The organism is Dysosmobacter sp. (assembly GCF_034093755.1).
Lineage (GTDB): Bacteria > Bacillota > Clostridia > Oscillospirales > Oscillospiraceae > Oscillibacter.
In genome coordinates, this window is the sequence record NZ_JAXEBZ010000051.1 from 52,349 (window position 1) to 75,880 (window position 23,532).

Genomic DNA, 23,532 nt, shown 5'->3' on the forward strand with positions numbered 1-23,532 from the left:
AAACAGTGGGCCGCCATCCGGCGGCCCACTGCAGTCTTATGATGTTCAGAGGAAATCAGCCCTGGCAGACCTTCACGATCCAGCCCTTGGAGTCCTCGATCTTGCCCCACTGGATGCCGGTGAGAGTGTCGTACAGCTTCTGGGTGACGGGGCCGATCTTGCCGCCGGAGATGTCCACCTTGTCGCCCTTCCAGTCCAGCTCCTTGACGGGAGAGACCACGGCGGCGGTGCCGGTGCCGAAGACCTCGTTCAGCTTGCCCTCGTGGCCGGCCTTCATGATGTCGGCGATGGCCAGCTTGCCCTCGATGACCTCATAGCCCCAGTCGCGCAGCAGCTCGATGCAGCTGCGGCGGGTGACGCCGGGCAGCACGGTGCCCACGCAGGCGGCGGTGTAGATCTTGCCGTCGATCATGAAGAAGATGTTCATGGCGCCCACTTCCTCCACGTACTTCTTCTCCACGCCGTCCAGCCACAGCACCTGGGCAAAGCCCTTCTTCTCGGCCAGAGCGCCGGCCTTGATGGAGGCGGCGTAGTTGCCGCCGCACTTGGTGAAGCCGGTCAGGCCGGGAGCGGCGCGGATGTACTCGTCTTCTACGTAGATGCGGACGGGATCGATGCCCTCGGCGTAGTAGGCGCCGGAGGGAGAGCAGATGATGCAGAAGGTGTAGTTGTGGCTGGCGTGAACGCCCATGCCCACGTCGGTGGCGAACACGAAGGGACGGATGTACAGGGAGGAGCCGTCAATGTGGGGCACCCAGTCCTTGTCCACTTCCACCAGGGCCTTCACGGCCTGGACGAAGTCCTCCACGGGGATCTGGGGGATGCACATACGGTCGCAGGAGTCCTGCATCCGCTGGCCGTTGCACTCGGGACGGAACAGCTGGATGGTGTTGTCGGCGGTGCGGTAGGCCTTCAGACCCTCAAACAGCTCCTGGGCGTAGTGGAACACCACGGTGGCGGGGTCCAGAGCGAAGGGAGCGTAGGGGACGATGCGGGCGTCGTGCCAGCCCTGCTCGGGGGTGTAGTCCATCAGGAACATGTGGTCGCTAAACAGCTTGCCGAAGCCCAGCTTGTTCTCGTCGGCGGGCCGGGCCTTGGGGGCGGTGGTCTTGGTGATCTTGATGTCCAGCATGATAAATGTCTCTCCTTATCTAATAATGAATTTTTGTTTTGTTCCGGGTAATCCGGGGTCCGGACAGAATAAAACGGCCCTCGCCGCCCTGCGGGTGTGCAGGAGAGGCGAAAGCCGAACTTCCGTGGTACCACTCTCGTTGCCGCCGGAGGCGGCCGCTCGTGCGCCTCTGTACCGGGAGGCTCCCGGCCCGCTCTACTGGGGGACAAACGTCCCTGTTCTGCGGGCTGCTCACAGGTCAGGCCGGGGGAAAGGTTCCCGCCGCCTTGCACCCACCGGCGGCTCTCTGAAAGGCTTCTTTCGCCAGGCAACTCCTGTTCATCGCATTACCCTATGCTTTTTATACGCCGGGGCGGCGGCAAAGTCAACCGTTTTTTGGGATTTTGGCTCCTTTTTCCCGGAAAAAGGGAAAAAACCCGGCGGAGCGGACCGCTCCGCCGGGCCTTTCTGACAGGGAGGATTATCCCGCGCAGGCAATGCCCCGCTCCAGGGCCTGCAGGTTCAGAGGCACCAGTTTGGCCTTGGCGCCGGTGAACATGTGGTGGATCATGGAGCGGACGGTGTCGGGGTGCAGGGCGCCGGTGGCGCCGATGTAGGCCCCCAGCATCACCATGTTGGCCACCTTGGGGTTGCCCAACTCCTCGGCGATTCCGCCGCAGGGGATGTACAGCGTCCGGACACCGGGCTGCTCCGCCTTCTCCCGGACCACGGAGCTGTTGATGAGGATCAGGCCGCCCTGCTGCACCAGATGGGCGAACTTCTCCAGGGACGGCCCGTTCATGGCGATCAGCTCCGTGGGGCGCACCACCAGCGGGGAGCCGATCTTCCGGTCCGACAGCACCACGTGGCAGTTGGCGGTGCCGCCCCGCATCTCGGGGCCGTAGGAGGGCGCCCAGGTGACCTCCAGCCCCTCTTCCAGACCGGCCTCCACCAGGTTCTTGCCGATGGCCAGAACGCCCTGGCCGCCGAAGCCGGAAATGATGATCTCTTTTTTCATGGCAGCACACCTCCTCAGCCGGTGGGGTTGACGTCCTTCACGACGCCCAAGGGATAGTAGGGAATCATGTTGTCCTTCAGCCACTGCTGGGCCTTCAGCGGCGTCATGCCCCAGTTGGTGGGACAGGTGGACAGCACCTCCACAAAGGTGAAGCCCTCGCCGTTGAGCTGCTTCTGGAACGCCCGCCTGATGGCCCGTTTGGCCTTCACCAGGTTGGGGATGTCCGCCACGCACACCCGCTCGGCGTAGACGCAGCCGTCCAGGGTGGAGAGCATCTCCGCCACCCGGATGGGCATGCCCGCCTGCTCCACGGTGCGGCCGAAGGGGGCGGTGGTGGCCTTCTGGCCGATGAGGGTGGTGGGGGCCATCTGGCCGCCGGTCATGCCGTAAATGGCGTTGTTGACGAAAATGGTGGTGATCTTCTCCCCCCGCATGGCGGCGTGGACGATCTCGCCGGCGCCGATGGAGGCCAGGTCGCCGTCCCCCTGATAGGTGAACACCGGCTGGTTGGGGTGGGTGCGCTTGATGCCGGTGGCCACGGCGGGGGCACGGCCGTGGGCGGCCTCCAGCATGTCGCAGCTGAAATAGTTGTAGGCGAACACGGAGCAGCCCACGGGGCACACGCCGATGGTCTCGTCGATGATGCCCAGCTCCTCCATCACCTCCGCCACCAGCTTGTGAATGATGCCGTGGTGGCAGCCGGGACAGTAGTGCAGTTCCTTGTCCGTCAGACCTTTGGACTTCTGATAAACAATCGCCATATCAGTTCGCCTCCTTCAGCGCCTTCCGCGCCGCGTCCATGATCTCCTCCACGCTGGGAATGGCGCCGCCGGCGTGGCCGGTGAACCGGATGGGCTTGCGGCCCTCCACCGCCAGGCGCACGTCGTCCAGCATCTGGCCGGTGGAGCTCATCTCCACGTCCAGAATGGCCCGGACGTTCTCCCGGGCGGACAGCTCCGCCAGGGCCTTCTCCGGGAAGGGCCACAGGGTGATGGGCCGGAACAATCCTGCCCGGATGCCCTCCTCCCGCAGCAGCTCCAGGGCGGTGAGGGCGATGCGGGCCGGGGTGCCGTAGGCGGTGATCACCACTTCGGCGTCCTCGCAGTCCACTTCCTCCCAGCGGACCTCCTTTTCCTGGATCTCCGCGTATTTCTCCGTCAGGTGCTGGTTCAGCTTGTCGCACTCGTCGGGGTCAATGTACAGGGAGTTGATGATGTTGGTGTGGGCCCGGCCCCGGCGGCCGCCGGCGGCCCAGTCCTTGGGAGGCAGGTCCCGCTTGGGCAGCTCCCGCCACTCGATGGGCTCCATCATCTGGCCGATGAGGCCGTCCATCAGCACCACCACCGGGTTGCGGTAGGCGTCGGCGATGTCGAAGGCCTCCTGCATGAAGTCCACCGCCTCCTGCACGTTGCTGGGGGCCAGCACCACGGTGCGGTAGTCGCCGTTGCCGCCGCCCCGGGTGGCCTGGAAGTAGTCGCCCTGGGCGGGCTGAATGGTGCCCAGGCCCGGGCCGCCCCGCATGCAGTTGACGATGACGGCGGGCAGCTCCGCGCCGGCCAGGTAGGTGATGCCCTCCTGCTTCAGGCTGATGCCGGGAGAGGACGAGGAGGTCATGGCCCGCATGCCGGACCCGGCGGCGCCGTAAACCATGTTGATGGCCGCCAGCTCCGACTCGGACTGGACGAACACCCTTCCATGCTCCGGCATGTGCAGGGACATGTACTCCGGCACCTCGCTCTGGGGTGTGATGGGATAGCCGAAGAAGCAGTCGCATCCGGCGCGGATGGCGGCTTCGGCAATGGCTTCGTTGCCTTTCCACAGTTCTTTTGCCATCGAAACGGACCTCCTTTCAGAATTTTTCCACGGTGATGACGGAATCGGGGCAGATCCTGGCGCAGGAGGCGCAGGCGATGCACTGGGTGATGTCCGTCACTCCGGCGGGATGGTAGCCCTTGTGGTTGGTGGCCGTCAGGTCGATGGCCACGATGTGCCGGGGGCATACGGCGGTACACAGCTCGCAGCCCTTGCAGCGCTCGGTGTCAAAGGTCAGTTTTGCAGTCATTTCAGGCGACGCTCCTTTCCCCTCATGCCGGTGGGCAGTACCTCCCACGGCTTTTTCATGTAAATCTCAATGGGCCACACCGTCAGGTCCGTCAGTTGGGGCGCCAGGGAGGCTTCCGCCGTGTGGCAGATGACGGGAATCCCGGCGGCCCGGGACAGCTCCTCCGCCAGGGCGGCGCCCCGGCGGATGTCCTCCGCTGTGGTCTCGCCGCACAGGTGGGTGTTGTTGATGATGCCGCCGCACTTCAGCCCCGTCACGTCCTCAATGCTCCGGAGACAGGCCAGCGCCCGGTCCGGCTCCCGGACCTCCGGGCGGTTGGCGTTGGACACGTACAGCAGACAGCAGTCCTCCCGGGCGATCTGGGGCCGGAACCGGGCCAGCACCCGGGCGCCCACCGGGTCGCCGCCGATGTCCAGCACGCCCCGGCAGCTGCGGTCCTGGAAGATGGTGTTCACCTCCGCCGGAATGGCGGGCACGTCGGCGTCGGAGCAGGCCTGGGAGGAGGTGATGACCCGGACCCCGGCGGCGGTGAGCCGGTCCTTGCGCTCCCGGGAGCGGAAGTAGGGATTCACAATGTCCAGGTCCGCCAGAACCGTCTTCTCCCCGGCGGCGGCCAGCGCCAGCGCCAGATTCACGGCACACTCCGTCTTTCCCGTGCCGTAATGGCCGGTGAGCAGCAGCACCCGGCTGGTGAACAGCTGCTGCGGAGCCGTCATAAAGACCACTTCCTTTCGCAGTAATTGGCTAATGCGAATATTGTCTAATACCAAAACATGTTGTATGATGTCATTGTATACGAAATGAGATATGATGTCAAGGTTTTGCTTGTGCTTTTTACAAAAACCGGATATAATCAAAGCAGTCAAGGCACCCGCCCGGCCGGCGGGGAAGAACGGGAGGATACCGCCAATGCGCGAAGTGAAGAAGGTAAAGCTGTCGGAACGGACGGCCGACCGGCTGTATGAGATGATCGCCGAGGAGCGCTGCTACGAGCCCGGCAGCAAGCTGCCCAACGAAAACGAGCTGTCCGCCACGCTGAATGTCAGCCGCACCACCCTGCGGGAGGCCATCTCCTTTCTGGTGGCCCAGGGGGTGCTGGAGATCCGCCGGGGCAAGGGTACCTTTGTCTCTCCGGACCTGCCGGAGGAGGCGGTGGACCTGTCGGTGCTGCAGAACATGCACTCCCGGGTCCGGGCCAAGGACCTGTTTGAGATGCGGCTGATTTTTGAGCCGGAGACGGTGGCCCTGGCCTGCCGCCGGGCCAGCGGCGAGGAGCTGGAGCAGATCCGGAAAAAGGCCCTGCGGGTGGAGGCGGCCGCCGCCGAGGGCGGCGACTGGGCCGCGGCGGACCAGGAGTTCCACCTGGCCCTCATCAAGGCGTCCCACAACGAGTACATGCGCCGGCTGTATCCCATCATCAACAGCGCCGTCAACGAGATTCTGCAGATCAGCCGCAGCCGCCAGGAGATGCAGGACATCGCCCTGGGGGACAACCGGCTGATTCTGGACTTTCTGATGCTCCGGGACGAGGAGGGCGCCCGCAGCGCCATGGCCATCCACATGAAGCACCTGATCCAGACGCTGGGGGACTGAACGGGAACGGAAAAACGTTTTACTGTTAAAACGGCGGAAAATCGACAAACTTTTTTGGCAAAAAAGCTGAATCGGTTTTGGCAATTCCATGATTTGAACCGAAAAATTACACAAAAACTTTTGGGTTATTCACAAAATGTACACAAATTTGGCCGAACCCCCTTAACAAACGGGGGAGAAGCGTGTATAATACCTCAGCGGGAGGGGATCAGTGCGCCCTTTCCCGGCCCGGGCCACCCGGGCAGACTCTGAAACGGAAAGCGGTCTGATATGGAAATGACGCTGCAGGAGCGGCTGGACAAGCTGCTGAAGGCCTATTCCCACCGGTATGATATAGAGCGGGACGTGGAGGTCCCCGGCGGCCATTATGCGGCGGCGGCCACCTTCTTCCTGCGGGACGAGAATTACCTCATCCTGCGCAATAAGGTCCTCAGCGCCACGGAGCAGTATGACTACTCCTACTTCTACCTGACGGAGCACCTCACCGCGGAGGAGCTGCGGCGCCAGATCGACCTGTCCCTGCAGACGGGCATGAGCCGGATTCACCCCCACAGGGAGCACATGTCCTCCTTTGTGACGCTGGTGATCCTGGCGGACGTCATTGACCCGGAGGCGAAGAAACTGCTGAAAAAGACCCGCTTCCACAAAAACTTTCGGCTGGCACTCCATGGCTGGATGGAGTATCACATAGCGGCAATGGAATGTTCCACAAACAGCTTCCTTTCCAATCCAGCCGGCAAGGAAGCACGGAAACTCCTGGAGGCGAATTTCGCGTCCGGGAAAGAATAAGAAGGGAGAGTATATCTAATGAATGGCTTACTTGTGCTGATCATTGGCGTCGCTCTGCTGGCTTGCGGCTATATTTTCTATGGCCGTTGGCTGTGCAAGCAGTGGGGCGTTGGTGAGAATGACGTGCCTACCCCCGCGCATGCCATGGAAGATGGCATTGACTATGTCCCCGCTCCGGCCCCTGTCCTGATGGGCCACCACTTCTCCTCCATCGCCGGCGCCGGCCCCATCACCGGCCCCATCTCCGCTCTGAAGCTGGGCTTCGGCTGGCTGCCCTGCCTGGCATGGATTGTCATCGGCGGCATCTTCTTCGGCGGCGTGCATGACTTCGGTGCCCTGTTCGCCTCCGTCCGTCACGGCGGCAAGTCCATCGGCGAGATCATCGCTGAGAACATGTCCCGTCGGGCCAAGCTGCTGTTCCTGACCTTTGCTTACCTGACCCTGATCCTGGTGGTCGCCGCCTTCGCCTCCATCGTGGCCGGCACCTTCGGCGCCACCTTCACCGAGGCCGGTGCCGTGGATCTGGCTGCTTCCGAGAGCAACGCCCGCGTGGCCATGGTGTCCCTGCTGTTCATTGTGATCGCCATCATCTTCGGCTTCTGCGTCTATCGCCGCAACGCTCCCATGAGCGTGGCTTCCGTGGTGGGCGTCGTCGGCATCGTGGTGATCATCGCCATCGGCATGAACTTCCATCCCATCTACCTGTCCGCCACCACCTGGATGTGGATCTGCGGCCTGTACATCGCCATCGCCTCTGTCACGCCTGTGTGGATTCTGCTGCAGCCCCGTGACTACCTGAGCTCCTTCCTGCTGTACGCCATGCTGGCTCTGGCCGTGGTGTCCGTGTTCGTGGGCCATCCCTCCATGGCGAACCTGCCCGCCATTCAGGCTGAGACCTGCACCACCCCCGTGTTCCCTGTCCTGTTCACCACCATCGCCTGCGGCGCCATTTCCGGCTTCCACTCCCTGGTGTCCTCCGGCACCACCTCCAAGCAGCTGGATAAGGAAACCGACGCGAAGCCCATCGCTTACGGCGGCATGCTGCTGGAGTGCGTCCTGGCTGTTCTGGTGCTCTGCGCTGTGGCTGGCTATGCCAATGCCAACGGCGGCGACATCGGCGTTGGCCCCACCGTTCTGTTCGGCGGCGGCATTGCCGGTATGATCGATCCCAGCCACGGCGCTGTGTACAGCGTGCTGTACACCCTGCTGGTGCTGACCTATTCCTCCTTCTGCCTGACCTCTCTGGACACCGCCACCCGCCTGGCACGTTTCATGTTCCAGGAGTTCTGGCTGGATGCCTCCAAGGGCGAGACCGCTGAGAACGTCACCGGCATCAAGAAGGTCATGTCCAACATGTATGTTGCCACCGGCATCACCGTCATCCTGGGCGTGCTGCTGGGCCTGAACGGCTATGGCAAGATCTGGGCTCTGTTCGGCTCCGCCAACCAGCTGCTGGCCGCTCTGGGCCTGCTGGCTGTGGCTACCTGGCTGGGCAACGTGGGCAAGAACAACAAGATGTTCCTGATCCCCATGGTGTTCATGCTGTGCGTGACCATCTGCTCTCTGATCATCAACACCATTCAGCAGGTCGGCAAGATCACTGCCGGCGGTGCTGACTGGGGCCCCTATGTCCAGGTCGTCCTGGGCGTGCTGCTGGTGGTTCTGGCTGTGGTGCTGGCCATCGAGGGCTTCACCACCATCAAGAACCAGAAGGCCAAGGCCTGATCGGTTTTCCCCGCAACGGAGTTTGCCAGTCTCCGCTGTCAAACGAATCAAAAGAAGGACCGGCCGTATGGCCGGTCCTTCTTCGTGTTTTCCGGGAGAAAGAGGGCGGGACTGCGCTGCAGGCCCGCCCTCTCCTGTTGTTCCTTATTCCTCCGCGCCGCACAGCAGCCGCAGAGCCTTGATGTAGCCGGGGAAGCCCAGCCCCTTCACCGTGGCCGCGCAGGCTTGGCGGATGTAGGAGACCTTCCGGAACTCCTCCCGGGTGTCGGGGTCGGAGATGTGAACCTCCACCGTGGGGATGCCCACGGCTTTCACCGCGTCCAGCAGCGCCACGCTGGTGTGGGTGTAGGCGCCGGGGTTGATGACGATGCCGTCCTGTTTGCCGTAGGCCGCCTGAATGGCGTCCACCAGGTCCCCCTCGTGGTTGGACTGGTAAAAGCTCACCGCCACCCCCAGGGCGTCGGCCTCGGACTGAATGTAGTCCACCAGGTCCTGATAGGTGGCGCTGCCGTAAATGGCCGGCTCCCGGATGCCCAGCATATTGAGGTTGGGGCCGTTAATCACCAGAATGTTCAAGAAAATCCCTCCAGATGGCGGCGGCGGTGTCCTCCACCGCGCCGTTGTTGTCAATGACCGCGTCCCGGAACCGGGCGTACAGGGGGGCGCGCTGGGCGTACATCTCCGCCAGGTCCGCGCCGGCGGACAGGGGCCGGCCGTCGGTGGCCAGGGCCGTCAGGTCCCGCTGCAGCTGGTAAATGCGGCCGTTCTGGCGGAGGGGGGCGTAGTTCCGCTGGTCCTTCACCACGCCGCCGCCGGTGAGCAGGATTTTGCCGGACAGCTTTCCGGCCGCCGCCGTCTCCTCCCGCTCCAGCGCCCGGAAGGCCGCCTCGCCGTCCCGGGCGAAAATGTCCGGAATGGAGCGGCCGGTGCGCTCCACGATCCGTTGGTCGATGTCGATGGCCTCCCGGCCCGACAGCCGGGCCAGGGCCTCGCCCACCGTGGTTTTGCCGCAGCCGGGCATGCCGATGAGGACGATGTTCTGGGTGTCCCGCCGCAGCATGGCCAGAATGCGCTCGTTTTCGCTGTCGGGAATGGGTTTGCCGTAAAAGTGCTCCTCCGCCGCCGTGGCCTGGGCCACCAGCATGGGCAGGCCGTCGGAGCAGGGGATGCCCAGTTCCTCCGCCTGCAGCAGCAGCGCGGTGCGCCGGGGGTTGTAGATCACGTCCAGCACGCCGGTGCAGCGGGGGAACCGGGTCAGGTTCACCGCTGCCGCGCCGGTGTTGGGGTACATGCCCACCGGCGTGGTGTTCACCACAATGTCGGCGTCGGCGTGGCGGTCCAGGTTGTCGTAGTTGTCGGGACCGGAGCGGGAGATGACCGCCACCTCCCGGGCGCCCAGCTTCCGGGCCATGGCCCGGGCCGTCAGGGAGGCGCCGCCGCTGCCCAGAATCACCGCCTTTTTCCCGGCAAAATCGATGCCCGCCCGCCGGGCCATCCAGCAAAAGCCGGCGGCGTCGGTGTTGTAGGCGTACAGCTTCCCGTCCGCCCGGCGGACGATGGTGTTGACGCTGCCGATGGCCAGAGCCGCCTCGTCAATCTCCTGGCAAAGGGGCATCACATCCCGCTTGTAGGGGATGGTGACGTTGAGGCCGCCGATGTCCTCCCGGCGGAGGAAGGGGGCCAGCTCCTCCGGCTCCAGCTCAATGAGCCGGTAGCCGCCGCAGCCCAGGGCGTGGTGGATGGGGGCGGACCAGCTGTGGCCCAGCTTCCGCCCCAGAAGTCCGTAGATCTTCTCCATGGGTCAGACTTCCGCGTAGTTGCCCAGGAAGTGGAAGTCGGCGCAGCTGCGCTCCAGCTCCTCCAGCATGGGCAGCACGCCCGGCTCCTGAACGGAGGCCTCCAGCTCCAGGAAGAAGATGAACTCGAAGTTCCGGCCAGACACGGGGCAGGACTCCAGCTTGGACATGTTGATGCCCAGGGCCGCCAGCTTGGACAGCACGTCATACAGGGCGCCGGGCTTGTTGTCGGTAGAGATGATAAGGCTGATGCGGTTGGCGCCGGCGTAAATCACCGGGTCCTTGGCCACGCAGATGAAGCGGGTGTAGTTGTTCTCGCTGTCCTGAATGGCGTCATTGACGCACTCCAGGCCGTACAGCTCCGCACAGGGGTGGGAGGAGATGGCGGCGGCGTGGCGGTTTCCGCTTTCGGCCACCATCTTGGCGGCCATGGCGGTGTTGTCGCAGGGGATGACCCGGACGCCGTTGAGGCCGTTGAGGAATTTGCTGCACTGGCCGATGGCCTGCTGGTGGGAGTAGATCTCCGTGATGTCGCCCATCTTCACGCCGGGCAGGGCCAGTAGCTCGTGGCGGATGCACAGCCGGGTGGAGCGGACGATGGACAGCTTGTGGTCCTGCAGCAGCTCGTACACCGCCCGGACGGAGCCGTTGGAGCTGTTCTCAATGGGCAGCACGCCGAACTTGCACAGGCCGGACTCCACGGCGGCCACCACCGCCTGGAAGCTCTTGACGTAGACGATGTTGCCCCGGGGCAGCAGCCGGTCGCAGGCCACCTGGGAGTTGGCGCCCTCCACGCCCTGGCAGGCCACCAGGCCCGTCTGGGGGAACACCGGCTGAATGTCCGCCAGGGAGGCCTTCACCTGGGCGCCCACCCGGGTGGGGGCGGCGATCAGCTCCGCCTGCCGGGACCGGGACAGCTCAAACAGGGTGGAGAACAGGTGGTAGGCGTAGCGCTCCCACTCCCCGGCCTCCTCCGTGACGTGGGCAAGAATCTCCCGCTCCCGGGCCTTGTTCATAATGGGCAGGTGGTGCTCGTTTTTATAGGCGGCCACCTCGTCGGCGGTGGCCATGCGCTCCAGGAACAGCTGCAGCAGCTGCCGGTCAATGGTGTCGATCTTTCCGCGGATCTCTTTCAGGTCCATAGTGTTTTCCCTCCGAATGTGTCAGATTTTGTGATGTTCCAGTAAAACGTCCAGCACCACGGCGGCGGCCACCGCCTCCGCCACGGGAACGGCCCGGTGGGCGATGCAGGGGTCGTGGCGGCCGTGGATCACCAGCTCCGCCTCCTCCTTCCGGGAGAGACTGACGGTGCGCTGGGGGCGGCTGATGGACGGGGTGGGCTTCACGGCCAGCCGGAATGTCACCGGCATGCCGGTGGTGATGCCCCCCAGAATGCCGCCGGCGCGGTTGGCGGCGGCGGCCACCCGGCCGTCCTCCATGACAAAGGGATCGTTGTTCTCCGAGCCACGCAGCGCCGCGGCGGCAAAGCCGGCGCCGAACTCCACGCCCTTCACGGCAGGGATGCCGAACAGGGCCGCGGCCAGCCGGTTTTCCATGCCGTCGAACATGGGGGTGCCCAGTCCCGCCGGCAGCCCGATGACGGCGCACTCAATGATGCCGCCCACGGAGTCCCCCTCCTGCCGGGCCGTCAGAATGGCGGACTGCATCCGCTCTCCCGCACCGTCATCCAGCACCGGGAAGGCCTTGGCGGCCACCGCGTCAAACAGCTCCGCCGTGGGGTGCAGGGGGAAGGGGGTGTCCTCAATGCCCGCCACGGCGGCCAGATGGGCGCCTACGAAAATGCCCCGCCGGGCCAGAATCTGCCTGGCGATGCCGCCGGCGATGCACAGGGGGGCCGTCAGGCGGCCGGAGAAGTGGCCGCCGCCCCGCATGTCCGCGTGGCCCTCCCACCGGACGGCGGCGGTGTAGTCCGCGTGGCCGGGGCGGGGGGTGTCCCGCAGGTTGTTGTAGTCCGAGGAGTGCTGGTCGCTGTTTTCGATGACGGCGCACAGGGGAAAGCCGCAGGTGACGCCGTTTTCCACGCCGGAGAGAAACACGGGGGTGTCGGCCTCCTTCCGGGCGGTGGACAGGGGACTCTTTCCCGGCTTCCGCCGGGCCATGAAGGCGTTCAGCTCCTCCATGTCGATGGCCTCCCCGGCAGGCAGGCCGTCGATGTTGACGCCGATGGCCCTGCCGTGGGACTGGCCGAACACGGAGATTTTCAGCAGCTTGCCGAACTCAGAGGACATGGGTCACACCTCCCAAACGATTGTATTCCTCCCAGAAGGTGGGATAGGATTTCCGCACCGCCTCCGCCCCTAAAATGGTGACAGGGCCGGTGCAGGCGGTGGCGGCGATGGCCGCCGCCATGACGATGCGGTGGTCGTTGGCGCCGTCCACCGTGCCGCCGGAGAGACGCTCCGTCCCCCGGACGGTGAGGCTGTCCGGCCCCTCCTCCGCCTGACCGCCCAGGGCGGTGAGCAGGGCGCGGACGGTGGCCAGACGGTCGCTCTCCTTGATGCGGAGCCGGGCGGCGTTGACAAAGCGGGTGGTGCCGCGGCGGACCGCCGCCATCACCGCCAGGGGCGGCAGCAGGTCCGGGCAGCCGGACACGTCGATGTCCGTGTCCCCGGGGCGGGTCAGCTGCCGGTACAGCTCCGCTGCCACCCGGTCCCCCTGGGCGGAGGCGGGATTCAGCCCCTGAATGTCCACGGAGCTTCCCAGGAAGCCGGCGGCGTACCAGAACCCGGCCTGGGACCAGTCCGCCTCAATGGCCGCGTCCCGGCCCTGATACCGCTGGCCGCCGGGGACGCGGAAGCGCTCATAGGCCTGGTTTTCCACCGTCACGCCGAACTGGGACAGGGTGTCCAGCGTCATGTCCACGTAGCCCCGGGACTCCAGGGGCGAGGTGATGACGATCTCCGAATCCCCGTCCAGCAGCGGCAGGGCGTACAGCAGCCCCGTGACAAACTGGCTGGACACATTGCCTGGCAGGCGGCAGACGCCGGGGGTCAGGCGGCCCTCCACGGTGAGGACGCCGTTTTCCAGAGAGTAGGAGATGCCCTTTTCCTCAAAAATGTCGAAATAGGGCTTCTGGGGCCGCTCCATCAGCCGCCCCCGGCCGGTGAACACGCCGCCGCCGGCCACGGCCAGGGCGATGGGAATGAGAAAACGCAGCGTGGAGCCGGACTCACCGCAGTCCAGATGGGGCAGCTCCCCGGCCGCGGCGGCCTTCAGCGCCGCCACGCAGCCCTGGGTGGCCAGAATGTCCTGGGAGGCGGACAGGTTTTCCGTTTTCCCGGGGTGCTCCGACAGCATCTGGGCCAGCACCACCCGGTGGGCCATGGATTTGCTGGGGGGCGGGGTGACGGACCCGGACAGCCGTCCGGGTTGGATGCGAATGTCCATGCTTACCCCTCCAGTCCCGCCCGGAAGATGGCTTCCAGGTCGTTTACGGACACCTTTTTCATATAGCAGCTGCCGATGCGGTCCGGCACCACCACGGAGATGCTGTCGCCCCGGCGCTTCTTGTCGGACAGGGCGGCGGCGGCCAGCTCCGAAGCGGAGAACTCCGTGGAGACAGGCAGGCGGTTGCGCCGCAGCATGGCGGCGATGCGGTCGGCGGAGGGCTCCGTGCACCAGCCCAGCTTTTCCGCCGCCCGGGCCATGATCACCATGCCGATGGCCACGGCGTGGCCGTGGGTCAGCCGGAAGTCGGCGCACTTTTCAATGGCGTGGCCGGCGGTGTGACCCAGATTCAGCGTCCGCCGCACGCCGTTGTCCAGCTCGTCCTCCTCCACCACCTTTGCCTTGAAGGCGATGCACCGGGCGATGATCTCCGGCAGCCGGTCCGTCAGGTCATCGGCGTCAAACAGGGAGAACAGCGTCTCGTCGCTGAGCACGCCGGTTTTGATGGCCTCGGCGGCGCCGTCGGCGAACACCTCAGGCGGCAGGGTACGCAGGCAGTCGGTGTCGCACAGCACGGCGGCGGGCTGCAGAAAGACGCCCGCCAGATTTTTGCCGGCCTTCAGGTCGATGGCGGTTTTGCCGCCCACGGAGGAGTCCACCGCGGAGAGCAGCGTGGTGGGCAGCTGCACATAGCGGATGCCCCGGAGATAACAGCCGGCGGCAAAGCCTGCCATGTCGCCGCACACGCCGCCGCCCAGGGCCACGACGCAGTCGGAACGGGTCAGATGCTCCGCCGCCAGAAATTCCAGGATGCCGGAGAGAGTCTCCAGGTTTTTGTGTGCCTCCCCCGCCGGGTAGAGGCAGGTGGAAACGGTATAGCCGGCGCTTCGCAGGCTCTCCGTCACCGTGTCCAGATACAGGGGGGCCACGTTGGAGTCCGCCGCCACGCACAAGCGGCACTCCCCCAGCACCGGGCGCAGCAGCTCACCGCACCGGGCCAGAAGACCGCTGCCGATGGTGACGGTATAGGGCGGGTCCACATGGACCCGGATGGTGTTCACACAGTTGGACATAGGGCACATCCTTTGTTTAGAGTTTCAAAGAGGAAGCCGGAGGGAGGCGAGAGGGGAGGAGCCTCCCTCCGGCGGGGAGAATGGCGGGGTCAGACGCCGCCGGCGGTGGCCTTCTTTTCCCGGCCGTCCTTCAGCAGGTCATGGAGCTTCTGGGCGTCCCGGGCCTTCAGGGCGTCGGCGTACTCCTGCAGGTGGCGGATGAGAATGTCCAGCTCCGTGGTCAGGTAGTCGGCGTCGTCCAGGAACAGCTCCGTCCACATGTCCTCGTCCAGCCGGGCCACCCGGGTCATGTCCTGGAAGCTGCCGGCGGAGAAGCCCCGGCGGCGCTGGGCCTCGGGGGACTTGATGTAGGAGCTGGAGGCGATGTGGGCCAGCTGGGAGGTGTAGGCGATGATGCGGTCATGCTCCTCCGGGGTGGAGAAGGTCAGCCCCGCGAAGCCCAGGTCCAGGAAGAAGGCCTTCAGCGTCTCCAGTAGGGGCATGTCGGTGTGGTCGTCCGGCGTCAGAATCATGGACGCCCCCACGTACAGGTCATCGGTGGCGGAGGTGAAGCCGCCCCGCTCCCGGCCGGCCATGGGATGGCCGCCGATGTAGGAGAAGCCGTACTCCGCGGCGATGGGGGCCAGGGATTCCACCATAATCCGCTTCACGCCGCACAGGTCCACCAGAATGGCGCCTTTGGCGATGTGGCGGGCGTTTTCCGCCACCCAGTCGATGGCGGCCCGGGGCCGGACGGCCACCAGAATCAGCTGGCACTCCGGCAGGGTGTCCGCCGTCAGGGAACCGTCGATGGCGCCGCACATCCGGGCCATCATCATGGTTTCCTGGTTCAGGTCAATGCCGTAAACCGTGTGGCCGGTGCGGTGCTTGATGCTTTTGGCCATGGACCCGCCGATGAGGCCCAGACCCACGATTCCTACGTTCATGACTCAGCCCTCCAGTGTCTTCATGGTCTCGTGGAGCTTCAGCAGCTTTTTGGCCAGGGGATCGAACACCTCGGGCCGCAGGGACTGGGGACCGTCGCACAGGGCGTGGGTGGGATCGTTGTGAACCTCGATCTGCAGTCCGTCGGCGCCGGTGGCCACGGCGCCCAGGGCCAGGGGCTCCACCAGCCAGCTCTTGCCGGTGGCGTGGCTGGGATCGATGATGATGGGCAGGTGGGTCAGCTTCCGCAGCACGGGAATGGCCGCCAGGTCCAGGGTGTTGCGGGTGTAGCTCTCGAAGGTGCGGATGCCCCGCTCGCAGAGGATCACGTTCTCGTTGCCGCCGGCCATGACGTACTCGGCGCTCATGAGCCACTCCTCATAGGTGGCGGACATGCCCCGCTTGATCATCACGGGCTTGTCCTGATGGCCCACGGCCTTCAGCAGGTCGAAGTTCTGCATGTTCCGGGCGCCGATCTGGATGACGTCCACGTCCTTGAACAGCGGCAGCTGGCTCAGGTCCATCAGCTCGGTGACGATGGGCAGACCCGTCTCCTGCTTGGCCACCTTCAGGTACTCCAGACCGGTGGCGCCCAGGCCCTGGAAGGAGTAGGGGGAGGTGCGGGGCTTGAACGCGCCGCCCCGCAGCATGGTGGCGCCGCTGGCCTTCACGGCCTTGGCAATGGCCACCACCTGCTCCTCAGACTCCACGGAGCAGGGACCGGCCATCAGGGTCAGGGTGCCGCCGCCGATCTGGGTGCCGCCCACGTGGATGACGGTGTCCTCGGGGTGGAACTTGCGGTTGGCGTTCTTGTAGGGCTCCTGCACCCGCTTCACGTCCTCCACAATGTCCAGGGCGGAGATCAGGTCAATGTCCAGCTTGGAGGTGTCGCCCACCAGACCCAGGATGGTGTTGGCTTCGCCGATGCTGGTGTGGATGATGATGCCCTTTTCCTGCAGCCAGTTGATGAGACTTTCCAGTTGGTCCTTGTTGGGGTTGTGCTTCAGAATGACGATCATAACAGATTCCTCCTAAATTTGACGCTCCGCCTCCGGCGGGCACATTTGCGGGAAACAAAAAGACCCGCGGCCGGTCTGGCCGCGGGTCGTCATGCTCCAACTTCTGACAACTCTGCGCTTACGCGTTCCCGCGTTCAGCCAAACCGAAATAAGCCTTACCACCGTAAAAGTAGGTAAAGCTAAAGTAGCGGTATTCGGCTGCGCGGGCGATGTTGTTCATAAAGGTTCTCCCGTTCTTGTAGTTGCGTTAAGAATACCATGTCAAAACGGAAAAGAAAATGGGCAATATGTATAAATAATTTTAGCGCTTTAAAGGAAAAATTATGCAGATTACAGCATAAACCGATTACGCTCACAAGGCCTGGGGCAGCAGACAGGCCAGCAGCAGGCTGTTGGCCCGGAGGATATAGCGCATATCCCGCTGCCAGTCGGAGCCGGCGCGCAGGTACTGGCGGTGGAGGCGGTCGATGGCGGCGGCGGGGTCCGCGATGGCCCGGACGGGACGGAGGGTCTGGCCCTCCAGATGGGCGGACAGGTACAGCCGCAGGTCGTGCTCATAGCGCCGGTGGGCCATCAGGGAGTCGGCGTAGGTGTCGTTGTGGGGGAAGGTGAAGGCGTCCGCCAGATAGTGGGTCAGCTTCCCCAGGGTGTAATACTGCCACACGGTCCAGTGGTCCCGGTCCTGGAGCCGCCGGATGCGCCGGTGGATGAAGGCCTGGGAGTTGGAGAAGTTGTGGCCCATCAGCTTTTTGCCCCGGCGGGAGCCCTTGATGTAGGACAGCGGGTTGCAGTCCGGCTCAAAGGAGCCCAGCAGGAACGCCAGTTCAAACCGGCGCTTCTGAAAGCCGTTGTAGCTGTCAATCAGGGACTGGGCAAGGAGCTTGTGGCTGCGCTTCTGCATGGGCGGCACCTCCGGGCGGAATTTCAAACGTGCATCCAGTATAACACGTACCCGGGGCCGTGGCAAGAGACACAGCGGCGGAAAATGGGGGCAATCCGGCGGCATTCCGTAAAATTTCTGCAAAACCGGCTCCGAAACGGCGGGGGACTGCCCCGGCAGCGGCGGAGAAAATCTGTACAAGCAAACGAAAAATTCCTGGACGCAGTTGGCGAAAACTGCCAAATTTCCGGGGAGAAGGGGAATTCCGGACGGTTTTGTTTGACTTTGGGAATTCCCCTCTTTAAAATAGTGCTGTTCACGCGAAAAATCAGACAACGCAGACAACGCAGAAAGGTGGAATCCCCTTGAAGCTTATTCAACAAATCGGTATCGTGTTCGGCATCTGCTGGCTGAGCCAGTGCATTGAGCACATTCTGCCCATCTCCTTTCCGGCCAGCGTCATTGGCCTGATCCTGCTGCTGATCCTGCTGGCGGTGAAGGCGCTGCGGGTGGAGCAGATCCGGGACCTGTCGGATTTCCTGCTGGGCAACCTGCCGTTTCTGTTCGTTCCCGCCGTCACCGGCATCATGAACTATGTGGATGTGATCTGGGACAATCTGCTTCCCTTCCTGACCATCTGCGTGGTGTCCATGCTGGTGACCTACGGCGTCACCGTCTGGGCGGTGAAGCTGACCATGAAACTGATGAAAAAGGGGGAGGAAGCATGAGCGCGCTGCTGGAATCCATCTATTTCGGCATTCTGCTGACGGTGGTGGCCTACTGCATCGGCACTGCCATCCAGAAAAAGACGGGACTGGTCATCTGCAACAACCTGCTGATCGCCGCGCTGCTGATCGCCGCGGTGCTGACGGTGTTCCACATCCCCTACGACTCCTACAACAAGGGCGGCAGCCTCATCAACACCATGCTGGGGCCTGCCACCGCCTGCCTGGCGGTAAACATCTACAATAAGATGGACCTGCTGAAGAAGTACTGGCTGCCGGTGCTGGTGGGCTGCACCGCCGGCGTGGTGGCCTCCGTGACCAGCGTGTTTCTGATGTGCAAAGCCTTCGGCCTGGACCGGTCCATGACCATGTCCCTGATGCCCAAGTCCGTCACCACCCCCATCGCCTCCGCCGTGGCAGAGAGCAACGGCGGCATCGTCCCCATCGCCGTGGCGGCGGTGATCTTCACCGGCATTCTGGGCAACCTGGTGGCCCCCATGCTGGTGAAGCTGTTCCGGGTGAAGGAGCCTATGGCCGTGGGTCTGGGCATCGGCGCCTGCAGCCATGCCATGGGCACCGCCAAGGCGCTGGAGATGGGCACCACGGAGGGCGCCATGAGCGGCCTGGCCATGGGCCTGTGCGGCCTGATCACCGCGGTGGTGGCCCTGAGCTTTGAGATCCTGATGTAAATACGGGTTCCCGCCCGGGCCTGCCACGCAGCGGCAGGCCCGGTTTTTGCCTTTCTCGGGGAACTCCACGCTGCGTTTGTTGCGGCGAAGGGCGGAAGCTGTTATGATGAGCGGGAAATCAGGAAAGGAGCGGTGACGGTGGGTCTGAACCTGCTGGCGGTGACGGCGCGGTGGGCGGAAACGTGAAAAAAGGACTGCCGCGGACAGCGGCAGTCCTTTTTGGATGGATGGGGATTACACGTAGAACAGCATGTCGCTGTACACCGGGAAGGGCCAGTACTTGGCGTCGGTGAGGACCTCCAGCCGGTCGGCAAAGGACCGGGCGGCCTTCATATCCGGCACGATGACGCTGCGGCAGTAGGTCACGGCCTCGCTGGCGGTGGCGGGGATGGTGCCGGTGTCCTGCTCCAGCTTCCGGCAGGCGGACAGCAGCCCGTCGGTGAGGCGGCTTACCTCCTGGGCGGTGCTCTGCTCGTAGACGTTGGCCATGCCGCAGGATTTCTTCTCCTCCAGGCGGCGGCACAGCTCCGCGCCGTAGGCGGAGACGGCGGGCAGCACCTCCCGGCGGATCATGTCCGCCATGGTGTGGGCCTCAATGGAGATGACGGAGCGGTAGTTCTCCAGGTGGATCTCGTACCGGGCCTGAATCTCGTGGGGGGTGTAGATGCCGTGGCGGACCATCAGATCCACGTTCTTGGGCGCCACGTAGGCGGGCAGGGCGTCGGCGGTGCTCCGCAGGTTGGCCAGCCCGCGGCGCTGGGCCTCCACCGGCCAGGACTCGTCATAGCCGTTGCCGTTGAAGATGATCCGCTGGTGGGCCGTCAGCTCCCGGCGGATGAGACCGGACAGGTCGCTCTGGAAGTCGGCGGACTGCTCCAGCTCGTCGGCGAACTGGGACAGGGCATCGGCCATGATGGTGTTCAGGGCGATGTTGGGGCCGGAGATGGACTGGGAAGAGCCCAGGGCCCGGAACTCGAACTTGTTGCCGGTGAAGGCGATGGGAGAGGTGCGGTTGCGGTCGGTGTTGTCCTGGGGGATGGCGGGCAGCACGTCCACGCCGATCTCCAGCGTCCGCTTGCCGGTCTCCCTGTACTCCGTGCCCTGGATGATGGAATCCACCACGGCGCCCAGCTCGTCGCCCAGGAAGATGGACATGATGGCCGGGGGAGCCTCCTGGGCGCCCAGACGGTGGTCATTGCCGGCGAAGGCCACGGTGGCCCGCAGGAAGTCCTGATACTCGTCGATGCCCTTGATGAAGGCCGCCAGGAACACCAGGAACTGGGCGTTCTGGCTGGGGGTGGAGCCGGGCTTGAACAGGTTCTTGCCGGTGTCGGTGCTCAGGGACCAGTTGTCGTGCTTGCCGGAGCCGTTGACGCCGGCGAAGGGCTTCTCGTGGAGCAGGCAGACGAAGCCGTGCTTGTCGGCCACCCGCTTCATCAGCTCCATGGCCAGCTGGTTCTGGTCGCAGGCGCTGTTGGCGTCGGCGTAGATGGGGGCCATCTCATGCTGGCAGGGGGCCACCTCGTTGTGCTTGGTCTTGGACAGCACGCCCACCTTCCACAGCTCCGTGTCCAGGTCCTTCATGAAGGCCGCCACCCGGGGCCGGATGGCGCCGAAGTAGTGGTCATCCAGCTCCTGGCCCTTGGAGGGCTTGGCGCCGAACAGCGTCCGGCCGCACAGCCGCAGGTCCAGCCGGCGGGCGTAGTCCTTCTTGTCAATGAGGAAGTACTCCTGCTCCGCGCCCACCTGAGGGGTGACCCGGCGGGTCTCCGTGTCGCCGAACAGCCGCAGAATCCGCACCGCCTGGCGGGACACCTCGTCCATGGACCGCAGCAGGGGGGTCTTCTTGTCCAGCGCGTCGCCGGAGTAAGAGCAGAAAATGGTGGGGATGCAGAGAATGTCATCCTTGATAAAGGCGAAGGCGGTGGGGTCCCAGGCGGTGTAGCCCCGGGCCTCGAAGGTGGCCCGCAGGCCGCCGGAGGGGAAGGAGGAGGCGTCCGGCTCGCCCCGCACCAGCTCCTTGCCGGAGAATTCCAGCATCACTCTGCCGCCGCCGGCGGGGGTGATGAAGCTGTCATGCTTCTCGGCGGTGACGCCGGTCATGGGCTGGAACCAGTGGGTGTAGTGGGTGACGCCTTTTTCGCAGGCCCACTGCTTCATGGCCTCGGCGATCTCGTTGGCAATGGACAGGTCCAGGGACGTGCCGTCGGTGATGCACTTCTTCCAGGCCTTGTAGGACGCGGGGGACAGACGCTGTTTCATGGTGTCCTCATTGAACACCATGCAGCCGAACAGCTCAGGCAGTTTGGTGGGTTCAGACATAGGGGGGCCTCCTCTGATTGGTATTACCGCTATCTTAGTGAACTGCGGCCGAAAATGCAAGCACTTTCTTTGGAAAATGCAGAATGTTCGGAAGAAAGCTGAAGTTGACAGGTAAAAACGACGGAAAGCGGACCTCCTCCGGCAGAAAAGACAGGAGGAAGTCCGCGCTGCTTACAGGTTGATCTCCACGGCGGTGTCGTCGGCGCCGGACAGCAGCGGCCGCACCTGGGCCAGGAAAGCCGTCACCTGCTCCGGGCAGCGGCCGATATAGGCGGCGGGGTCCAGCACGGCCTCCATCTCCGATTCGGTCATGGCGAAGGCGCCGCTGTCCGCCAGGCGGCGCAGCAGGTCGCACTTTCCGCCCTCCTTCATGACGGCGGTGGCCTCCATGGAGCAGCCCCGGATGACCTCGTGGAGCTGCTGGCGGTCGCCGCCCCGCTTCACGCCCTCCATCATCAGGTTCTCCGTGGCGATGAAGGGCAGGTACTCCCGGACGGTGGACGATACCACCTGCTCATTGACGTGGAGGCCGTCGGTGACGTTCCGGGCCAGGCGGAGAATGGCGTCGGCGCAGAGGAAGCCCTCCGGCAGGGCGATGCGCCGGTTGGCGGAGTCATCCAGCGTCCGCTCCAGCCACTGCACGGAGGCGGTCATGGGGGCGTTCATGGCGTCGGCCATCAGGTAGCGAGACAGGGAGCAGATGCGCTCGCAGCGCATGGGGTTGCGCTTGTAGGCCATGGCGGAGGAGCCGATCTGGTTCTTCTCGAAGGGCTCTTCCACCTGCCGGTCATGCTGCAGCAGGCGGATGTCGTTGGCCATGCGGTAGCAGCTTTGGGCGATGGCGCTGAGGGCGCCCAGAATGCGGCTGTCCACCTTCCGGGGATAGGTCTGGCCGCAGACGGGGAAGCACTTGTCAAAGCCGAACTCCCCGGCGATCATCCGGTTCATCTCGTCGATTCTGGCGCCGTCTCCGGCGAACAGGTCCATGAAGCTGGCCTCGGTGCCGGTGGTGCCCCGGCAGCCCAGGAACTTCAGGTTGTCCAGTACGAAGTCCAGCTCCTCCAGGTCCGCCAGCAGGTCCTGCATCCACAGGGTGGCACGCTTGCCCACCGTCACCAGCTGGGCCGGCTGATAGTGGGTGTAGCCCAGGGTGGGCGTGGCCTTGTAGCGGTCGGCGAAACCGGACAGGTTGGCCAGCACTGCCAGCAGCTCCCGGCGCAGATACCGCAGGCCCTCCCGGTAAATGATCAGGTCGGCGTTGTCGGTGACGTAGCAGCTGGTGGCGCCCAGGTGGATGATGCCGGCGGCGGAGGGGGCGGCCTTGCCGTAGGTGTAGACGTGGGCCATCACGTCGTGGCGCACCTCTTTTTCCCGCTGAGCGGCCATCTCGTAGTCAATGTCGGTGATGTGGGCCTCCAGCTCGGCCACCTGCTCCGCGGAGACGGGCAGGCCCAGCTTGTGCTCGGCCCGGGCCAGGGCCACCCACAGCTTCCGCCAGGTCTGGATGCGCATGTCGGCGGAGAACAGGTGCAGCATGAATTCGGAGGCGTACCGGGACGCCAGAGGGGATTCGTAACGGTCTTTGGACATGGAAACCAGCCTTTCTGTATTTCTGTCTCGGAGAGAAATTTCTCGAATTTGTGGGCTTTTCACCGGTCCCGGCGCGGGGATGCCGGTGATCACCGGGGGATCGCGGGTTCCCCGCGGGGGATGCGCTGAGCAGTGCGGGCTTCCGGCCCCCACTTTTCTTTGCCCGTGCAAAGAAAAGTCGCCGCCGGAGCGGTGGAAAAGAAACACGTTTCGTGGCTTCCGGCTGTGCCGGAAGCCCAGACCGGGGGTCTCCTCAATCGGCGGGGCGGAAACTTTCGGCCTCTGCCGGGTGCGGAGAACTCTTTGCTTTTCGGCAGCTTTCCGCCGCAAGTCGCGGAAGTGCGGTGGTAGTCGGGGTGGAAGACCGAAAGGACTGTCCTTCTCTGCCCGCGCGTTCCGCTTCGCTACGCGCATACCCGGGCAGTAGCGGAGAGCAGCGAAACGGAGTGCCCCATCAACCACCCCGGTTGGGCGTAGCGCAGCGGAACGCCCGGGGCCAACACGCAGGGGCCTTTCGGTTCTGCACCCCGTTGACCACCCAAGCCTCCGACTTGCGGCGGAGCAATATCGGTTTACGCAGAATGGAGAGCGCAGCCGGCAGAAGGCTCCCGGACCTGGTCGGTACCGTCTGAGGAATCTCCCGTCCGCCTTTGTGTACAAAGGCGGAAAAAGCGCCTTTCTTTTGGACCGTGCACGGCCCGTTTTCTTTGGGCAAGACCCAAAGAAAATGGGGGAAACAGGCGAAGCGCCGCCAGCGGCGGAAACAGCGAGCCTGTTTCGAGGAAGCGGCACGATTGGCGGCCCCAAC

22 protein-coding genes are annotated in these 23,532 nt (G+C 64.5%); 5 read left to right on the plus strand and 17 right to left on the minus strand.

The window, feature by feature from the left end; translation table 11 throughout:
- Positions 1-55: 55 nt before the first annotated feature.
- From SOX55_RS07020 to SOX55_RS07045, 6 genes are all read right to left on the minus strand, one after another.
- Positions 56-1,132, minus strand: coding sequence for a branched-chain amino acid aminotransferase (locus SOX55_RS07020; protein ID WP_325286728.1), 1,077 nt, complete (start codon positions 1,130-1,132; stop codon positions 56-58).
- A gap of 460 nt (positions 1,133-1,592) precedes the next feature.
- The gene (locus SOX55_RS07025) at positions 1,593-2,129 is read right to left on the minus strand and encodes a 2-oxoacid:acceptor oxidoreductase family protein (protein WP_325286729.1); all 537 of its coding nucleotides are present in this window, start codon (positions 2,127-2,129) and stop codon (positions 1,593-1,595) included.
- A 14-nt stretch (positions 2,130-2,143) separates the two neighbouring features.
- On the minus strand, positions 2,144-2,890 hold the full coding sequence (locus SOX55_RS07030) for a thiamine pyrophosphate-dependent enzyme (RefSeq protein WP_325286730.1): 747 nt from the start codon (positions 2,888-2,890) through the stop codon (positions 2,144-2,146).
- Position 2,891: 1 nt separating this feature from the next.
- A complete protein-coding gene (locus SOX55_RS07035) occupies positions 2,892-3,962 on the minus strand; it encodes a 3-methyl-2-oxobutanoate dehydrogenase subunit VorB (protein WP_325286731.1) in 1,071 nt (356 codons plus the stop codon).
- A gap of 16 nt (positions 3,963-3,978) precedes the next feature.
- Positions 3,979-4,191: a 4Fe-4S dicluster domain-containing protein gene (locus tag SOX55_RS07040; RefSeq protein WP_325286732.1), complete on the minus strand. Its 213-nt coding sequence runs from the start codon at positions 4,189-4,191 to the stop codon at positions 3,979-3,981.
- Positions 4,188-4,907 (minus strand): hypothetical protein, encoded by a 720-nt coding sequence (locus SOX55_RS07045; RefSeq protein WP_325286733.1) that lies wholly within the window; start codon positions 4,905-4,907, stop codon positions 4,188-4,190. Before SOX55_RS07045 ends, SOX55_RS07040 begins: the two co-directional genes overlap by 4 nt.
- 193 nt (positions 4,908-5,100) lie before the next feature.
- On the opposite strand from SOX55_RS07045, the gene SOX55_RS07050 reads away from it, so the two are divergent.
- From SOX55_RS07050 to SOX55_RS07060, 3 genes are all read left to right on the plus strand, one after another.
- Entirely contained in the window at positions 5,101-5,784 is a 684-nt protein-coding gene (locus tag SOX55_RS07050) for a FadR/GntR family transcriptional regulator (protein WP_325286734.1), read from the plus strand.
- Between the two features lie 270 nt (positions 5,785-6,054).
- Entirely contained in the window at positions 6,055-6,573 is a 519-nt protein-coding gene (locus SOX55_RS07055) for a hypothetical protein (protein WP_325286735.1), read from the plus strand.
- Between the two features lie 18 nt (positions 6,574-6,591).
- Positions 6,592-8,298 (plus strand): carbon starvation CstA family protein, encoded by a 1,707-nt coding sequence (locus tag SOX55_RS07060; RefSeq protein WP_325286736.1) that lies wholly within the window; start codon positions 6,592-6,594, stop codon positions 8,296-8,298.
- A 144-nt stretch (positions 8,299-8,442) separates the two neighbouring features.
- On the opposite strand, the gene aroQ is transcribed toward SOX55_RS07060, so the two are convergent.
- The 9 genes from aroQ to SOX55_RS07105 form a co-directional block, all read right to left on the minus strand.
- Entirely contained in the window at positions 8,443-8,874 is a 432-nt protein-coding gene (aroQ, locus tag SOX55_RS07065) for a type II 3-dehydroquinate dehydratase (protein ID WP_325286737.1), read from the minus strand.
- Entirely contained in the window at positions 8,855-10,096 is a 1,242-nt protein-coding gene (locus SOX55_RS07070) for a shikimate kinase (protein ID WP_325286738.1), read from the minus strand. Before SOX55_RS07070 ends, aroQ begins: the two co-directional genes overlap by 20 nt.
- A gap of 3 nt (positions 10,097-10,099) precedes the next feature.
- Positions 10,100-11,236, minus strand: a complete 1,137-nt coding sequence (locus tag SOX55_RS07075; protein WP_325286739.1) for a bifunctional chorismate mutase/prephenate dehydratase — start codon at positions 11,234-11,236, stop codon at positions 10,100-10,102.
- Positions 11,237-11,257: 21 nt separating this feature from the next.
- The gene (aroC, locus tag SOX55_RS07080; RefSeq protein ID WP_325286740.1) at positions 11,258-12,343 is read right to left on the minus strand and encodes a chorismate synthase; all 1,086 of its coding nucleotides are present in this window, start codon (positions 12,341-12,343) and stop codon (positions 11,258-11,260) included.
- Positions 12,333-13,502, minus strand: coding sequence for a 3-phosphoshikimate 1-carboxyvinyltransferase (locus tag SOX55_RS07085; RefSeq protein WP_325286741.1), 1,170 nt, complete (start codon positions 13,500-13,502; stop codon positions 12,333-12,335). The genes aroC and SOX55_RS07085 overlap by 11 nt, the downstream gene beginning before the upstream one ends.
- A gap of 2 nt (positions 13,503-13,504) precedes the next feature.
- A complete protein-coding gene (aroB, locus tag SOX55_RS07090; protein ID WP_325286742.1) occupies positions 13,505-14,575 on the minus strand; it encodes a 3-dehydroquinate synthase in 1,071 nt (356 codons plus the stop codon).
- An 89-nt stretch (positions 14,576-14,664) separates the two neighbouring features.
- Positions 14,665-15,501 carry a prephenate dehydrogenase gene (locus tag SOX55_RS07095; RefSeq protein ID WP_325286743.1) on the minus strand — a complete coding sequence of 279 codons (837 nt, stop codon included), beginning with the start codon at positions 15,499-15,501 and terminating at the stop codon, positions 14,665-14,667.
- Positions 15,502-15,504: 3 nt separating this feature from the next.
- Positions 15,505-16,518 (minus strand): 3-deoxy-7-phosphoheptulonate synthase, encoded by a 1,014-nt coding sequence (gene aroF / locus SOX55_RS07100; RefSeq protein WP_325286744.1) that lies wholly within the window; start codon positions 16,516-16,518, stop codon positions 15,505-15,507.
- A gap of 352 nt (positions 16,519-16,870) precedes the next feature.
- The gene (locus SOX55_RS07105; RefSeq protein WP_325286745.1) at positions 16,871-17,419 is read right to left on the minus strand and encodes a zinc dependent phospholipase C family protein; all 549 of its coding nucleotides are present in this window, start codon (positions 17,417-17,419) and stop codon (positions 16,871-16,873) included.
- 344 nt (positions 17,420-17,763) lie between these two features.
- Here SOX55_RS07105 and SOX55_RS07110 point away from each other — a divergent pair, with 344 nt between their 5' ends.
- Positions 17,764-18,126 (plus strand): CidA/LrgA family protein, encoded by a 363-nt coding sequence (locus SOX55_RS07110; protein ID WP_325286746.1) that lies wholly within the window; start codon positions 17,764-17,766, stop codon positions 18,124-18,126.
- Positions 18,123-18,812, plus strand: a complete 690-nt coding sequence (locus tag SOX55_RS07115; protein ID WP_325286747.1) for an LrgB family protein — start codon at positions 18,123-18,125, stop codon at positions 18,810-18,812. Before SOX55_RS07110 ends, SOX55_RS07115 begins: the two co-directional genes overlap by 4 nt.
- Before the next feature lie 234 nt (positions 18,813-19,046).
- On the opposite strand, the gene SOX55_RS07120 is transcribed toward SOX55_RS07115, so the two are convergent.
- Positions 19,047-21,134 carry a glutamine synthetase III family protein gene (locus SOX55_RS07120; RefSeq protein WP_325286748.1) on the minus strand — a complete coding sequence of 696 codons (2,088 nt, stop codon included), beginning with the start codon at positions 21,132-21,134 and terminating at the stop codon, positions 19,047-19,049.
- A gap of 171 nt (positions 21,135-21,305) precedes the next feature.
- Positions 21,306-22,724: an adenylosuccinate lyase gene (gene purB / locus SOX55_RS07125; protein ID WP_325286749.1), complete on the minus strand. Its 1,419-nt coding sequence runs from the start codon at positions 22,722-22,724 to the stop codon at positions 21,306-21,308.
- Positions 22,725-23,532: the final 808 nt, after the last annotated feature.

Coding starts and splice junctions, on each gene's coding strand:
- SOX55_RS07020 (WP_325286728.1), bottom strand. CDS start 1,132: ATGCTGGACATCAAGATCACCAAGACCACCGCCCCCAAGGCCCGGCCC.
- SOX55_RS07025 (WP_325286729.1), bottom strand. CDS start 2,129: ATGAAAAAAGAGATCATCATTTCCGGCTTCGGCGGCCAGGGCGTTCTG.
- SOX55_RS07030 (WP_325286730.1), bottom strand. CDS start 2,890: ATGGCGATTGTTTATCAGAAGTCCAAAGGTCTGACGGACAAGGAACTG.
- SOX55_RS07035 (WP_325286731.1), bottom strand. CDS start 3,962: ATGGCAAAAGAACTGTGGAAAGGCAACGAAGCCATTGCCGAAGCCGCC.
- SOX55_RS07040 (WP_325286732.1), bottom strand. CDS start 4,191: ATGACTGCAAAACTGACCTTTGACACCGAGCGCTGCAAGGGCTGCGAG.
- SOX55_RS07045 (WP_325286733.1), bottom strand. CDS start 4,907: ATGACGGCTCCGCAGCAGCTGTTCACCAGCCGGGTGCTGCTGCTCACC.
- SOX55_RS07050 (WP_325286734.1), top strand. CDS start 5,101: ATGCGCGAAGTGAAGAAGGTAAAGCTGTCGGAACGGACGGCCGACCGG.
- SOX55_RS07055 (WP_325286735.1), top strand. CDS start 6,055: ATGGAAATGACGCTGCAGGAGCGGCTGGACAAGCTGCTGAAGGCCTAT.
- SOX55_RS07060 (WP_325286736.1), top strand. CDS start 6,592: ATGAATGGCTTACTTGTGCTGATCATTGGCGTCGCTCTGCTGGCTTGC.
- SOX55_RS07070 (WP_325286738.1), bottom strand. CDS start 10,096: ATGGAGAAGATCTACGGACTTCTGGGGCGGAAGCTGGGCCACAGCTGG.
- SOX55_RS07075 (WP_325286739.1), bottom strand. CDS start 11,236: ATGGACCTGAAAGAGATCCGCGGAAAGATCGACACCATTGACCGGCAG.
- aroC (WP_325286740.1), bottom strand. CDS start 12,343: ATGTCCTCTGAGTTCGGCAAGCTGCTGAAAATCTCCGTGTTCGGCCAG.
- SOX55_RS07085 (WP_325286741.1), bottom strand. CDS start 13,502: ATGGACATTCGCATCCAACCCGGACGGCTGTCCGGGTCCGTCACCCCG.
- aroB (WP_325286742.1), bottom strand. CDS start 14,575: ATGTCCAACTGTGTGAACACCATCCGGGTCCATGTGGACCCGCCCTAT.
- SOX55_RS07095 (WP_325286743.1), bottom strand. CDS start 15,501: ATGAACGTAGGAATCGTGGGTCTGGGCCTCATCGGCGGGTCCATGGCC.
- aroF (WP_325286744.1), bottom strand. CDS start 16,518: ATGATCGTCATTCTGAAGCACAACCCCAACAAGGACCAACTGGAAAGT.
- SOX55_RS07105 (WP_325286745.1), bottom strand. CDS start 17,419: ATGCAGAAGCGCAGCCACAAGCTCCTTGCCCAGTCCCTGATTGACAGC.
- SOX55_RS07115 (WP_325286747.1), top strand. CDS start 18,123: ATGAGCGCGCTGCTGGAATCCATCTATTTCGGCATTCTGCTGACGGTG.
- SOX55_RS07120 (WP_325286748.1), bottom strand. CDS start 21,134: ATGTCTGAACCCACCAAACTGCCTGAGCTGTTCGGCTGCATGGTGTTC.
- purB (WP_325286749.1), bottom strand. CDS start 22,724: ATGTCCAAAGACCGTTACGAATCCCCTCTGGCGTCCCGGTACGCCTCC.